Origin of the sequence: Psychrobacillus antarcticus (assembly GCF_029533155.1) — a bacterium.
GTDB classification, from domain to species: Bacteria; Bacillota; Bacilli; order Bacillales_A; family Planococcaceae; genus Psychrobacillus; species Psychrobacillus antarcticus.
The window spans coordinates 51,810-66,040 of sequence record NZ_JAIZDB010000002.1 but is presented as its reverse complement, the minus strand read 5'-3'; the positions used below and the strand labels follow the sequence as shown (position 1 = coordinate 66,040).

The 14,231-nt window shown below is 36.7% G+C and carries 14 protein-coding genes; all 14 read right to left on the bottom strand.

The window, feature by feature from the left end; translation table 11 throughout:
• Positions 1–2 precede the first annotated feature (2 nt).
• The 14 genes from fliH to sucD all read right to left on the bottom strand — a co-directional run bounded on the left by fliH (position 3) and on the right by sucD (position 14,225).
• Complete coding sequence (fliH, locus tag LDK52_RS01380) at positions 3–782, bottom strand: flagellar assembly protein FliH (RefSeq protein ID WP_277584161.1); 780 nt, start codon at positions 780–782, stop codon at positions 3–5.
• Positions 766–1,779, bottom strand: a complete 1,014-nt coding sequence (gene fliG, locus LDK52_RS01375; RefSeq protein WP_277584160.1) for a flagellar motor switch protein FliG — start codon at positions 1,777–1,779, stop codon at positions 766–768. The genes fliH and fliG overlap by 17 nt, the downstream gene beginning before the upstream one ends.
• Before the next feature lie 127 nt (positions 1,780–1,906).
• Complete coding sequence (gene fliF / locus LDK52_RS01370; protein ID WP_277584159.1) at positions 1,907–3,496, bottom strand: flagellar basal-body MS-ring/collar protein FliF; 1,590 nt, start codon at positions 3,494–3,496, stop codon at positions 1,907–1,909.
• A 61-nt stretch (positions 3,497–3,557) separates the two neighbouring features.
• Positions 3,558–3,863 (bottom strand): flagellar hook-basal body complex protein FliE, encoded by a 306-nt coding sequence (gene fliE / locus LDK52_RS01365; RefSeq protein WP_277584158.1) that lies wholly within the window; start codon positions 3,861–3,863, stop codon positions 3,558–3,560.
• Between the two features lie 20 nt (positions 3,864–3,883).
• A complete protein-coding gene (gene flgC / locus LDK52_RS01360; protein WP_277584157.1) occupies positions 3,884–4,345 on the bottom strand; it encodes a flagellar basal body rod protein FlgC in 462 nt (153 codons plus the stop codon).
• A gap of 2 nt (positions 4,346–4,347) precedes the next feature.
• Positions 4,348–4,740, bottom strand: a complete 393-nt coding sequence (flgB, locus tag LDK52_RS01355) for a flagellar basal body rod protein FlgB (protein ID WP_277584156.1) — start codon at positions 4,738–4,740, stop codon at positions 4,348–4,350.
• 292 nt (positions 4,741–5,032) lie between these two features.
• Positions 5,033–5,812, bottom strand: a complete 780-nt coding sequence (codY, locus tag LDK52_RS01350) for a GTP-sensing pleiotropic transcriptional regulator CodY (RefSeq protein WP_277584155.1) — start codon at positions 5,810–5,812, stop codon at positions 5,033–5,035.
• 84 nt (positions 5,813–5,896) lie between these two features.
• Positions 5,897–7,288: an ATP-dependent protease ATPase subunit HslU gene (gene hslU / locus LDK52_RS01345; protein ID WP_277584154.1), complete on the bottom strand. Its 1,392-nt coding sequence runs from the start codon at positions 7,286–7,288 to the stop codon at positions 5,897–5,899.
• Positions 7,285–7,833, bottom strand: coding sequence for an ATP-dependent protease subunit HslV (gene hslV / locus LDK52_RS01340; protein WP_277584153.1), 549 nt, complete (start codon positions 7,831–7,833; stop codon positions 7,285–7,287). Before hslV ends, hslU begins: the two co-directional genes overlap by 4 nt.
• 18 nt (positions 7,834–7,851) lie before the next feature.
• The gene (gene xerC / locus LDK52_RS01335) at positions 7,852–8,751 is read right to left on the bottom strand and encodes a tyrosine recombinase XerC (RefSeq protein ID WP_277584298.1); all 900 of its coding nucleotides are present in this window, start codon (positions 8,749–8,751) and stop codon (positions 7,852–7,854) included.
• A 71-nt stretch (positions 8,752–8,822) separates the two neighbouring features.
• Positions 8,823–10,133 carry an FADH(2)-oxidizing methylenetetrahydrofolate--tRNA-(uracil(54)-C(5))-methyltransferase TrmFO gene (gene trmFO / locus LDK52_RS01330; protein ID WP_277584152.1) on the bottom strand — a complete coding sequence of 437 codons (1,311 nt, stop codon included), beginning with the start codon at positions 10,131–10,133 and terminating at the stop codon, positions 8,823–8,825.
• A gap of 15 nt (positions 10,134–10,148) precedes the next feature.
• Positions 10,149–12,224 carry a type I DNA topoisomerase gene (gene topA, locus LDK52_RS01325; RefSeq protein WP_277584151.1) on the bottom strand — a complete coding sequence of 692 codons (2,076 nt, stop codon included), beginning with the start codon at positions 12,222–12,224 and terminating at the stop codon, positions 10,149–10,151.
• A gap of 110 nt (positions 12,225–12,334) precedes the next feature.
• On the bottom strand, positions 12,335–13,216 hold the full coding sequence (dprA, locus tag LDK52_RS01320) for a DNA-processing protein DprA (RefSeq protein WP_277584150.1): 882 nt from the start codon (positions 13,214–13,216) through the stop codon (positions 12,335–12,337).
• Positions 13,217–13,322: 106 nt separating this feature from the next.
• Positions 13,323–14,225 carry a succinate--CoA ligase subunit alpha gene (gene sucD, locus LDK52_RS01315; protein WP_277584149.1) on the bottom strand — a complete coding sequence of 301 codons (903 nt, stop codon included), beginning with the start codon at positions 14,223–14,225 and terminating at the stop codon, positions 13,323–13,325.
• Positions 14,226–14,231 lie beyond the last annotated feature (6 nt).

The following is a 14,231-nucleotide window of genomic DNA, read 5'->3' as shown; positions in this document are numbered from 1 at the left end:
ATTCACTCCATACTATCTAGAATATCTACTAGCTTACTTCGCAGCTCCTGCACTTGCTCATCAATACTGACGACGATTCTTCCGTGATTAGTTTCTATATAACAATCTGTTTCATTCATATCTTCATCAACAAAGATCATAAAAGGTACATCTACAGGAAAAATGGAGGAGAGCTCTTCCCTATTTTTAGATACAAGTTCAAAATAGGTTGGAGAAACATATAGTTTTATCTCTTTCATTTCTCTTGCTTCTTTTAACCCTCTTTTAACAATTGATAGAAACAATTCATCATTTTCATCTAGCTTCGTTGCAATAATTCGTTCTGCAGTTCGTATAGCTAGTTCTAGAATGACATGTTCTTGTTGTTGTAAGTAATTTGCCGCATTTTCATGAGCAGTTTTCATTGCATCATTAGCAATTTTCAATGAATGTTGCATATCTGCTTGCACTTTTAAGCGCCCTTCTTCTATTCCTTGCATGAAGCCTTCATCATATGCTTGCTGCTGGAAGCCTATCTTCTCTTGTTCCCACATAGTCAACTGATTTTCGATAAAATGTTTAGTCTCTTCGATATCTTTCGTTAATAGGGACTTTTTATCTGCTATCTCTTCGTTCACCTGTTCCAACATTCTACCTCGCTCTTGTGTAAGAACATCTAAAGTCAATGGCTCGTCAGTGTTCATCATTTCTCGAACATCTAAATTCCTTATATGAATGGGCTTGGAATTTTCCTTTGTTTCATTAAAATACACATTCCGGAAAATTTTAGACAATGATGTCATCTCCTCCGCCACGAGCAATTATTATTTCACCAGCGTCTTCCAATCTTCTAATGACAGTTACAATTCTAGATTGAGCTTCTTCTACGTCACGTAGACGAACTGGACCCATAATCTCCATTTCTTCCTTGAAAGTATCGGCCATACGTACGGACATATTACGGAAGATAACGTCTTTAACTTCTTCACTTGAAACCTTCATAGAAAGTAGTAAATCTTCGTTTTCACAGTCACGAATAACTCGTTGAATAGAGCGATTATCAAGTGTAACGATATCTTCGAATACGAACATTCTTTTCTTAATCTCTTCGGCAAGTTCAGGATCTTGTATTTCTAATGCATCCAAGATTGTTTTCTCTGTTGTTCTATCCACACCATTTAACACTTCTACGACTGCATCGATACCGCCTGTCTCCGTGTAATCCTGTGTTACAGTCGAAGATAGCTTGCGTTCAAGAACTGATTCTATTTCACTTATTACTTCAGGTGAAGTCGAATCCATCGTTGCTATTCTTTTGGCAATATCTGCTTGCATTTCCTGTGGTAAAGAAGAAAGAATTATTCCTGCTTGTTGTGCCTCTAAATAAGAAAGGATAAGTGCGATCGTTTGCGGATGCTCATTTTGAATAAAGTTAAACAGTTGAGCTGGTTCTGCACGTCTAGCAAAATCAAAAGGACGCACTTGCAATGAAGAAGTAAGTCGATTAATAATTGCCTGCGCATGTTCCGTACCTAATGCTTTTTCTAAAACCGTTTTTGCGTATCCAATACCACCCTGAGAAATATAGTCCTGTGCTAAAGCTATAGTGTGAAATTCTTCTATTATACCTTCTTTAATTTCAGGCTCTACTTTTTTTACACCTGATATTTCAAGAGTTAAACGCTCAATTTCTTCTTCATTTAAATGTTTATAAATAGAAGCAGACACTTCAGGTCCGAGAGAAATTAATAAGAGCGCGGCTTTTTGTTTACCACTTAAATCTTTTTCTTTTTTAATCATAGCCGTCCCTCCAATCAATTGCGCCTCGGCGCAATTGCGTCCAGATTTTGAACCCGGTTTTCCGGGTTAACTCCTTTCAAAATCTGTGACATCCGCCGGAGGCTTTAACTTTATTCTGCAAATAAAGTTAATCCTCTGCTATCCAAGTACGTAATAACTTCGCAAATTCTTCCGGCTTATCTTTCGCCATTTTCTCTAGTTGTTTTCTTCTTAGAGTCGATTCCGTTTCTTTTTCTGTGTTTATATCATCTACACTAAGTTCTTCTCGTTGCTCTTCTAAAATAAACATTTCTTCCTCATCTGTTTTTCTAGAGCGAAGTAAGGATACAACTAGAAGTATAATTGCAACAAGTAAAATTCCACCAATTACATATATCCACCAAGGAATAGTCGATTGTGTACTTGCCACTGTCGCTGCTTTGCCGTTAAACGGTTGTACAGATACAACAATTTTTTCCTGTAGTAATTCCTCAGTCAATTCTCCACCTGCTTCTTCATCGATAGAAGTTCGGATAATTGTCGAAAGAATTTGCTCTATATCTTGTTCGACACCGTCAGGCATAGAAGCTAAATCGTCAGGTTCAGGTGGTTCCACCATCACTTGAATACCTATATCTCTAATTTTATAGGGACTCTCTACTATTTCTTTTCGGATTCGATTTACTTCACTATTAATGGTGTCTTCTAATCGCTCATAATCACCATTTGATGTGGAACCTTCCACATAGTTGGTAAAATTATCAGTTGCATCCTCTGCAGTTGGAGTACCTCCCGCTACTGGATTCTCCCCGGTAAAGGTTTCAGAAATACGTTGCGCACTAATTTCAATTCCAGCCATATTCTCTTCATCCACAGGTTCTACTAAATTTTCTTCTCGATTTTCCTGTTTAAAGTCAATATCTGTCGTTACAGATACTACAACTTTGTCTTGTCCCATTAAAGTACCTAACATTGTTTGTACCTGACGCTGTAAATCACGCTCAATTGTTTTCTTAATAGACATTTGATCGCTTACATCTGCACCGGCTGTATTTGTATTTGCTTGTTCTAGGTCAAAGTATTCTAAGTACTGGTTTCTAATGCTGATATCTTCTGGTGCTAAGTTAGGAATTGACTTGGATACTAGGTTATATAAGGACAGAATCTGTGAGTCTGTAAATTTATACCCTGCCTTTGTATTTAGAACGATCGCGGCACTTGCAGTTTCATTGGTTTGTGATAGAAATACTCCTGCTTCAGGTAAGGTAATCATTACTTGGGCATCCTTTACCCCTTCCACACCCTTAATCAATTTCGCAAGTTCGGTTTGCATGGAAGCCAGTTTTAGGACATTAAATTCATTATCAGTCATACCAAATCCAGCGTTTTGGGAAAAGAAGCTATAGTCGATCATACCTGACTCTGGATAACCTTCTGCTGCTAGTTGTACTAATAATGCATCTACTTGCTCAGCTGGTACTAGGATGGACGTTCCACCTGGAGCAATTTCATTGAGCACTCCTTGTGCATCTAATGTTTCTTTAATACGTCCAATTTCAGATGGAGATACATCTGTATATAGCGGAACAAAGTTAGTTCTATTCATCATTAAAGTAATAACGGTAGCTAGAATGATAATTCCTACTACACTACCGACCATTGTTCCTTTTTGCATTTTAGTGCGACTTCTCCAAAAAGTGGTTACATCGCTCGTCATTTTTTTTATACGTTCATTCATTATTATCCTCCGGTTATGGTGAATATTTTTGCTCTATATATTTAGCGATAACCGAGAGAGGTTACACTTGCATACGCATTATTTCTTGATATGCCTCTACAACTTTGTTTCTAATTTCTAATGTCGCATTTAATGTAATACTTGCTTTCTGAGAAGCAATCATTACATCGTGTAACTCGATGTCCCCACCATTTATTAGCTTTTCGGTAGCTATATCGGATGCTTTTTGATTTTCATTTACAGATTGAATGGCAGTTTTTAAAAAATCACCAAAACCAGTTTGAGCCTCTGCAGGACTTAGCTTTGAAGTTGTCGAAACTGGGCTTATTTGTGAAGGATTAAATAATGATATGGATTCAATTGACAATTTAAACTATACCTTCTTTCTTATTTTCCTATTTCTAATGCCTTAGACAACATAGCTTTGTTTGCATTAAAAACCGTTACATTGGCTTCATAGGATCTTGTAGCTGATATCAAATCAACCATTTCTCTTAAAGGATCGACATTCGGCATTTCGACGTACCCATCTTCATTTGCATCAATATGTGTCGGATCATATAGCAATTTAAAAGGAGTTTCCGTATCTTCTTTTACACCACTCACTTTTACTCCATTACCAACACTCCTATTGTTTGAGGTACCCATGGCCACATTTAAAAAACTTGAAAATTGACCTTCTAAAGGCTTTAATGTAACAGACTTTCTTCTATATGCTTGCCACTCACCATTTACTAGTTTAGCCCGAGTAGTATCTACATTTGCCATATTGGAGGAAATTACGTCCATTCTTAGCCGCTGAGCAGTTAATGCTGATGCAGTTGTATTCATACCATGAAATATGGACATAATTATCTTCCTCCTTTAATAACAGTTTGTAATGTATTTAACTTGCCACTCATTCTATCTATTAATGCATTATAGTAGATTTGATTGGTTGCTAAGTTTGCTTGTTCTTTATCCATGTCAACACCATTCCCATTGTGGTTATATCTATAATTGGCATAATCGAACACACCGTATGTACTGGAATTTGTATGGAAATCTATATGTTTTACTTGCGTTCTATGTGCAGAAATAGTGGAGTGTTTTGCACTAGATAAGTATTCACTAAAACTGACACTTTTCGCTTTATAGTTAGGAGTGTCGACATTTGCTATATTTTGCGCAATCGCCTTTTGTTTTGTCGCTGAGAAACCCAAGCCTTGTTCTAAACTTGAAATTGCACCACCAAATATACTCATTTTCTCACCTCATTATAAAAATAGTATTCGACATATTTTTTAATAATTTTCTTAGATTATCATAATATTTTAATTGTAATGTTTATGTAACATTGTGTCTATTAAATTTTTATCTTTTTAATAGGTCTTTACACCTTTTTATTTGATAATTGTCGACATTTCATGTCAATTTTGGTCAATTTACTGTTTACTCACATCTTATTAGCATAAAACGACTAATAACTTTTACTATTTTTCGTCAATAAAAAAATTCTCTTCCACATAATGAGGAAGAGAATTTAATATATATTAATTATTTCATTTTAAGTTGCGCTAATTCTCCAAGAAACTTATCATTTAATACTTTGATATAAGTTCCTTTCATCCCAAGTGATCTCGACTCAATTACTCCTGCACTTTCTAGTTTACGAAGTGCATTTACGATAACTGATCTTGTAATTCCTACGCGATCAGCAATTTTAGATGCTACTAAGAGACCTTCACTACCATCTAACTCTTCAAAGATATGTTCGATTGCTTCAAGTTCGCTGTATGACAATGAATTGATAGCCATTTGAACAACTGCTTTACTGCGAGCTTCTTCTTCAATTTCCTCTGATTTTTCACGTAGGATTTCCATCCCAACAACTGTTGCACCATATTCACCAAGTATCAAATCATCATCTTCAAAATCTTTTTTAAGGCGCCCTAGGATTAATGTACCTAAGCGTTCCCCGCCACCAATGATTGGAACAATTGTTGTTAAACCGTCTTTAAATAACTCACGGTTTTCTTCTGGGAACACAGAATGCTCACTATAAACATCTAAATTGGAAGATGTTTCATCCACGTGAAAAAGGTTTTTCGTGTATTGTGCTGGGAATTGACGCTCTTCCATCATTTTAATCATACGCTCATTTTCGATTTGTTGATGAACTTCAAATCCCAATAATTTTCCTTTTCTAGATACGATGAAAGCATTACATTCGATTACATCACTTAATTGAGCAGCCATTTCCTTAAAGTTTACTGGCTTACCAGCAGATGCTTGTAACATCGAGTTAATTTTTCTTGTTTTAGTTAATAAATTCATTAATATAATCCTCCATTTAATTTCCTTGTTTATTTTAATATTCTAAAGGTTTTTAATTGTTTTAGATACTAATACGATTTGATTTTACAAAATAAATTGCGATAAATCTCTGTTTTTCACAATATTGTCAAGTTTACCGTCAATATATGCAGGAGTAATTTGAATATGAGCCGGCGAAATGTCAGAAGCTTCAAAAGAAAGCTCCTCTAAAATCTTCTCTAGAATTGTGTGTAAACGTCTCGCTCCTATATTATCGGTCTCCTGATTAACCTCATAAGCGATTTCACCAATTCTTTCAATGGATTCATCAGAGAAGGTGATTGTAACTCCCTCCGTCTCCAATAAAGCCTCATATTGTTTAATAAGAGATTGGCGAGGCTCTTTTAAAATACGAACAAAGTCTTCTTTTGTCAGTTTTTCTAATTCGACACGAATCGGAAAACGACCTTGAAGCTCAGGTATTAAATCGGACGGCTTAGCAGTATGGAAGGCCCCCGCTGCTATAAACAAAATATAATCTGTTTTTACAGCTCCATACTTAGTATTAACTGTAGATCCTTCTACAATTGGTAAAATATCTCGTTGGACACCTTCTCGTGAAACATCCGCGGAAGAACCAGATCCATTTTTACTTGCTATTTTGTCCATTTCATCGATAAATATGATTCCCGTTTGTTCTGTCTTTTCAATTGCTATTTGGGAAAGTTCATCTTTGTCTATTAATTTGCTCGCTTCTTCCTGCATTAATACTTTGCGTGCGTCTTTTACTTTCAACTTACGTTTTTTCTTTTTCTTTGGCATTAGATTAGACAAGGCGTCCTGCATATTCATCCCCATACTCTCCATACCAGCTGGCTGTAAAGCATCAAACAGCGAGGGTGATTGTTCAACAACCTCCACAGTTATAAACTCTTCTTCCAATTTGCCATCTCTTAGATCTTCGGCAATTTGCGAGCGTTTTAAACGTACATCTGTATCTTCTACATCAGTAGTATCTTCATCTTTTCCTCCGAATAATGCTTCAAATGGATTAGAGTTAGCACTTTTTTTCTTCAAAGAAGGAACAAGAAGTTTGACAATAGCGTCGTTTGCCAATCGAATTGCCTGTTCTTTTACTTCTTCCATCTTTTCTTCTCGGACAATTCGGATAGCTGCTTCTACTAGATCTCTTACCATAGACTCGACATCTCGACCAACATACCCTACTTCAGTAAACTTAGTTGCCTCCACTTTTATAAAGGGAGCATTTGTTAGTTTAGCAATTCTTCTAGCAATTTCAGTTTTACCTACTCCTGTAGGTCCAATCATTAGAATATTTTTCGGGATTACTTCGTTTTTCATCTCGTCATCCAATAATTGTCGACGATACCGATTTCGAAGTGCAACGGCAACTGCTTTTTTTGCAGCGTCCTGACCAACGATGTATTTATTTAAATGCTCGGTAATTTGTTTTGGGGTTAAGTTTGTTTCTTTCATTCACCTAATACCTCCACAATAATTTGATGGTTTGTAAAGACACATATATCTGCAGCTGTAGTTAGGGCTGCTTTTGCAATTTCTGCTGCTGTCATATTCTCTCCGGCAAATTGCTTTAAAGCTCTGCCAGCTGCTAACGCAAAATTGCCACCAGAACCAATAGCTAAAATCCCATCATCTGGCTCAATGACTTCTCCTGTTCCAGAAACAAGTAATAAACTATTTTTGTCCATCACTAGAAGCATTGCCTCCAATTGACGGAGCATTTTATCTCCTCGCCATTGTTTGGCAAGCTCAACTGCCGCTCTTTGTAAATTTCCATTATACTCTAAAAGCTTTCCTTCAAACATTTCAAAAAGCGTAAAAGCATCTGCTACAGAGCCAGCAAAACCTGCCACAACTTGACCGTTAAAAAGTCTTCTAACCTTTTTGGCAGTATGTTTCATCACTACTTGGTTACCTAAAGTCACTTGGCCATCTCCTGCCATTGCCTGGCTACCTTTGTGACTAACTGCAAATATCGTGGTTGCATGTATATTACCCAACTTAATTACCTCCAATATTTACGCACGCGGATGCGCATTCATATACGTTTTACGTAAATGCTCTTTTGTAACATGTGTGTAGATTTGTGTGGAAGATAAGCTGGAATGTCCTAATAGCTCCTGCACACTTCTAAGATCTGCTCCATTATTCAATAAATGCGTAGCAAATGTATGTCTCAGCATATGTGGATAAATAGTTGAATTTATAGAAGCTTTTTTCAACATTTGGTTTAGGATATATCTTACACCGTCTGTTGTTAAGTGCTCTCCTCGACTATTGACGAAGATAAATGTATGCGAAGTTTTCTTCATTAGCTTTGGTCTACTGTTCAATAAATAATCATCTATTGCTGCTAATGCATAATCACCTACAGGTACATACCGCTCTTTTCTGCCTTTTCCCATTACTCGAACGACACCATAGCTACTATCTATATGACGAAGTTCAATCGATGTAAGTTCACTGACACGTATTCCAGTCGCATATAACAGTTCTAATATGGCAATATTTCGGATGGATAAAGAATCAGTTCCTTTATTCCCTTCAAACAACTGCTCCATTTCCTCTTCATAAAAAAAATGAGGAAGTTTTTTTTCTTTTTTTGGATGAAACAGAGATTGAAATGCGTCGTCTCGAATATTATATTCTTTATGAAGAAATTTATAATAAGAACGAATAGAGGATATCTTTCTAGAAATAGTAGTTCTCGCTAGTTTCTCATCATATAACTTCGTCACATATAATCGGGCATGAATATATTCAACCTCATTTAAATCAGTTACTCCCTCTATTTTTAAAAAAGACAGAAACTGCTTTATATCTTTATCGTACTCTTGTACTGTATGATTCGAATAATTTCTTTCTAATTGTATGTATTCCATAAAAGCATGAAGTTCTTCTAACCCTATGATGATTATCAACTCCACTCCAATATATCTGCATTATAAAAGCCTCTAAAAGTATACAACTTTTGAGAGGCTTTTAGCAATTATAACGCAGTACTTTTCATAAAATTTCGAATTGTTGTCAGTGCTCTATTTGCTAATTGTTCGGTTTTCACTTTTTTATCTCTAACTTTTGGCTGTAAGTCAGGGAATAAACCAAAATTAATATTCATCGGTTGGAAGTTTTTTGGGTTCGCTTCTGTTATATATCTTGCCATGCTTCCAAGTGCTGTTTCAGCCGGAAATACGACTAAATCTTCACCTTTAGCTAGTTTAGCTGCATTAATGCCAGCCAATAATCCACTACCCGCTGACTCTACATAACCTTCTACACCTGTCATTTGACCAGCAAAGAAAATTTGTTTATTTGCTTTTAACTGATAAGTTGGTTCTAGGACATATGGCGAATTAATGAACGTATTACGATGCATAACACCGTAACGCACAATCTCCACGTTTTCAAGACCAGGTATTAGTTTCAATACCTCTTTTTGTGGTCCCCATTTCAAATGTGTCTGGAAGCCAACAATATTATAAAGTGTACCCGCACCATCATCTTGTCGAAGCTGAACTACTGCATATGGACGTTCCCCTGTTTTGGGATCTTCTAATCCTACCGGTTTCATCGGCCCAAATAACAATGTCTTACGACCACGCCCAGCCATTACCTCAACAGGCATACAGCCCTCAAAGAAAATTTCTTTTTCAAATTCTTTTAATGGTACAACTTCCGCAGCTACCAAAGCATCGTAAAAGCGATTAAACTCATCCTCAGTCATCGGACAATTTAAGTAAGCAGCTTCCCCTTTGTCGTATCTGGATTTCAGATAAACTTTATCCATATCAATGCTATCTTTTTCTACGATCGGAGCCGCAGCATCATAAAAATACAAGTAATCTTGACCAGTCAGCTCTTTTACCTTTTCCGCAAGAGCTGGAGAAGTTAATGGGCCAGTCGCTATTATAGTGATGCCTTCTGGGATTTCTGTTACTTCCTCATTGACAATTTCTATTAACGGATGGTTACGTATAGCTTCTGTAACTTTTCCGGAGAAATCATGTCTGTCAACTGCAAGTGCACCTCCAGCAGGCACACTACTATTATCTGCTGATTGTATAATAATCGAGTCCAACATACGCATTTCTTCTTTAATAACGCCTACAGCATTAGTTAAGTTATTCGCTCTAAGTGAATTGGAGCATACTAATTCAGCAAATTTGTCCGTATGATGCGCAGGGGTTTGTTTAACAGGTCGCATTTCGTAAAGACGTACATTTATACCTCTTTTTGCTATTTGCCACGCTGCTTCACTTCCTGCAAGTCCTGCACCAATAACGTTTACTATTTCAGTCATGTCGTAGCCTTCTTTCTAACTTTGCGGATCTTCTTTATAATCACACGCAACACATTGTATTTGTATACCTTTTTTCAATTTCTTCTCTACTAACATTTCATTACATTTTGGACATGGTCGGGCTATCGGCTTATCCCATGAAACGAATTCACATGTTGGATATTGGTTACAGCCATAAAACAACCGCTTTGTTTTACTTTTTCTTTCTACTATTTGACCCTCTTCACACGATCGGCAAGGGACACCTATTTCCTTGATAATTGCCTTTGTATTGCGACATTCGGGGAAGTTGCTACAAGCCATAAATTTACCGTATCGCCCTAATTTATACACCATTGGTGAACCACAGTTTTCACAATCTTCTCCTGTTGGTTCATCTTTAATAACAATTTTTTCCATCTCAGCGTCTGCATAAATGACACGCTTCTCAAAATCTTGATAGAAGCCATCAATTACTTCCACCCATTTAACATGTCCCTCTTCTACACTATCCAAATCTCTTTCCATCTGGGCAGTAAACTCTATATCTAAAATTTGAGGGAAGAACTCCAATACGAGATGATGGACAATTGTTCCAAGCTCAGTAGGAACAAAACGCTTCGTTTCTAAAGCTACATATCCTCGTTTTTGAATCGTATCTAAAGTTGGAGCATAAGTAGAGGGTCTACCTATCCCTATCTCTTCTAGTGTTTTCACAAGTCTTGCTTCCGAGTATCTTGGAGGAGGTTGAGTAAAATGTTGCTTCGGATCAATGGACAATGCATTGACCTTATCTCCGACCTCTAGAATCGGTAATAGCTTGTCCTTATCATCTGTTTGATCATCCGAACCTTCCACATACACCTTCATAAATCCTGGAAATTTAACTTGAGAACCATTTGCTCTAAAGTAAACTTCCCCGTTTTTAAGGTCAACGGCTACGGTGTCTAGTATAGCTGATGCCATTTGACTAGCTAAAAAACGTTCCCATATTAATTTGTATAACTTTAGTTGGTCACGAGATAGAATTGCTTTAACTTCATTTGGGGTTCTTAATACACTGGTAGGTCGAACAGCTTCGTGGGCATCTTGTGATTTCTTCGATTGCTTTTCTGCTTCCTTCGTCGAAATGTATTCCGAACCATATTCATTTTTAATATATTCCTGTGCATCTGCCTTTGCACTCTCAGAGATTCTTGTTGAATCTGTACGCATATAAGTAATTAACCCGACTATACCTTGTTTTTTGCCTAGGTCAATTCCTTCATATAATTGCTGTGCAAGCATCATTGTTTTTCTAGCTCTAAAATTCAGCTTTCTAGCAGCTTCCTGTTGAAGCGAGGATGTAGTAAATGAAAGAGCTGGATTACGTTTGCGTTCTTTTTTCACTACATTGGCAACTTCAAATTTTTTACCTTTAATTAATGTTAACACTTCTTTTACTTCTTGTTCATTCGTAAGCTTACGTTTTTCTTTTTCACTGCCATAATAGAGAGCATCGAATGCTTTCTTGCTTTTATCGAATTGCCCTTCAATTGTCCAGTATTCTTCTGGTGTGAAATTATTTATCTCATTTTCTCGATCCATAATTAAACGAAGAGCTACCGATTGAACACGTCCTGCTGAAAGTCCTTTTTTAACTTTTTTCCATAAAATTGGACTTATATTGTATCCTACCAGTCTGTCTAAAATTCTTCTTGCTTGCTGAGCATCTACTAAATCCGTATTTATTGGTCTAGGGTGTTTAAAGGATTCTAGTATTGCCTCTTTTGTAATTTCATTGAATACTACCCGGCAATCTGATTCAATATCAACATTTAAAGCTTTTGCCAAATGCCATGCAATTGCTTCCCCTTCTCTGTCAGGGTCAGCCGCGAGATAAATTTTCTTCGCTTTTTTTGCTGCTGTTTTTAATTCTTGTAGTACAGGGCCTTTACCCCTAATTGTTATATACTTTGGTTCGTAGTTATTTTCCGTATCGACACCCATTTGACTTCTAGGTAGATCACGTACGTGACCAATCGATGCTTTCACTTTATATTTCTTTCCAAGATATTTTTCTATTGTTTTTGCCTTTGCTGGTGATTCAACAATTACCAAATAATCCGACATAAATCTGCCTCCTTATAGAAGGTAACTCGCTTTAATCTACAAAACAAATACCTGTTGCAAAATGTATAACAGTTTTCTTATAAAAGCAAGACTTTTCATTTTTTTGTTTTTTATTTAATTAATTCTTCCAGTATTTGATGGCCGTCCCAAACTGGCTTGGCACCCTCTAATATAAGCATATGCGGACCTACAGAAAGTGGAGAGTGGATAGATCCAGGAATTGCAAAAATCTCCTTACCATTTTCTAATGCATGCTCCATAGTGGAAACTGTACCACTCTTTTTTGTCGCTTCTGTAATAACGACACCTTTGGAAAGTCCACTAATAATTCTATTTCTCATAGGAAAATTCCACTTCTGTGGTGTTATATACGGAGGGTACTCTGTCAATAATAACTGATTTTTCACCATTTCATTAGCCAATTTAATATTTTGTTTAGGGTATACATGAAATAATCCTGTTCCTAGAACTGCAATCGTTTTGCCACCTAAGTTCATCGTTATTTCATGAGCTAAAGTATCTGCTCCCTTTGCAAGACCACTAACAATTACATACTCTTCGTTTATTAATGGGGGGAGTATAGTTTTGATACTTTCGGCGGAATAATCCGTTGCCTCTCTAGAACCAATAATTGCTATTTTTTTAGGGTTGGAAAGTAATTCAATTTTACCTTTTACGTATATCGCGGCTGGAGGATCATATAAATTTAATAGACTTTTAGGATAGTTGGGATCGGAAAAAAGAATGGGGGTAATCGATTGCTTTTCATACATTTGAATCATCGGAGTTTCGACAAATTCTTGAAACATTTTTTGTAGTTTAATAGCGCGTTCGAGGGTTATTTTACATAGTTTCGACAATAATTGCGGGGATATCTTTTCTAATTTAGATAGTTCAGGATCATATTCAAGTAATGGGAATAACTTATTTAGTGGCACCGGAAAAATATAATGTAAAGCTAAAAAACGGTTAGTAAATTGATCATTATTCATTGGTTTCCTCCTTATTTATATGACTAGTTTAGTAATATTTGTCCATTCGTGCGTGGGATATTTAAAAAAAATACGGCAACACCGGTTGATGTGCCGTACTTTTATCTTAATGTGTTTTACAAGAATCGTAAATACCTGCTTCTTTAATTGCTTCGATTAAAGTTTCACCAATAACAGATGGAGTTGCCGCAACTTTCATGCCAGCTGCTTCCATTGCTTTGATTTTTCCTTCTGCCGTGCCTTGTCCACCAGAAATAATAGCTCCAGCATGACCCATACGTTTACCCTCAGGTGCAGTTTGACCACCGATGAATCCAATGACAGGTTTTGTCATATTAGCTTTAATCCATTCAGCTGCCTCTTCTTCTGCAGTTCCACCAATTTCCCCAATCATTACTGCTGCATATGTGTCAGGGTCATCATTGAATTCTTTTAGAACATCGATGAAGTTTGTTCCGTTAACCGGATCTCCACCAATACCTACAGAAGTAGATTGACCGATACCTGCATCAGTTAATTGTAGAACAGCCTCATAAGTTAGAGTCCCTGAACGAGAAACTACTCCTACATGGCCTTTAGTGTTGATGTAGCCTGGCATAATACCAATTTTACATTCATCTGCAGTAATAACACCTGGGCAGTTTGGTCCAACTAGACGAGTTTTCTTGCCTTCCATGTAACGTCTAACGTTAACCATGTCGAGCACTGGGATATGCTCCGTTATACAAATAGTCATATCTAAATCAGCATCAACAGCTTCTAAAATCGCATCTGCAGCAAATGGTGCTGGAACATAAATTACAGAAACATTAGCGCCAGTAGCTTTAACAGCGTCTTCCACTGTATTGAAAACTGGCACTCCTTCTACTTCTGTTCCACCTTTACCAGGTGTTACCCCAGCAACGATTTTAGTTCCATATTCTAACATTTGCTTTGTATGGAAAAGAGCAGTTGAGCCCGTAATTCCTTGTACAATTACTTTAGTATCTTTATTAATATATATGCTCACTTTTTG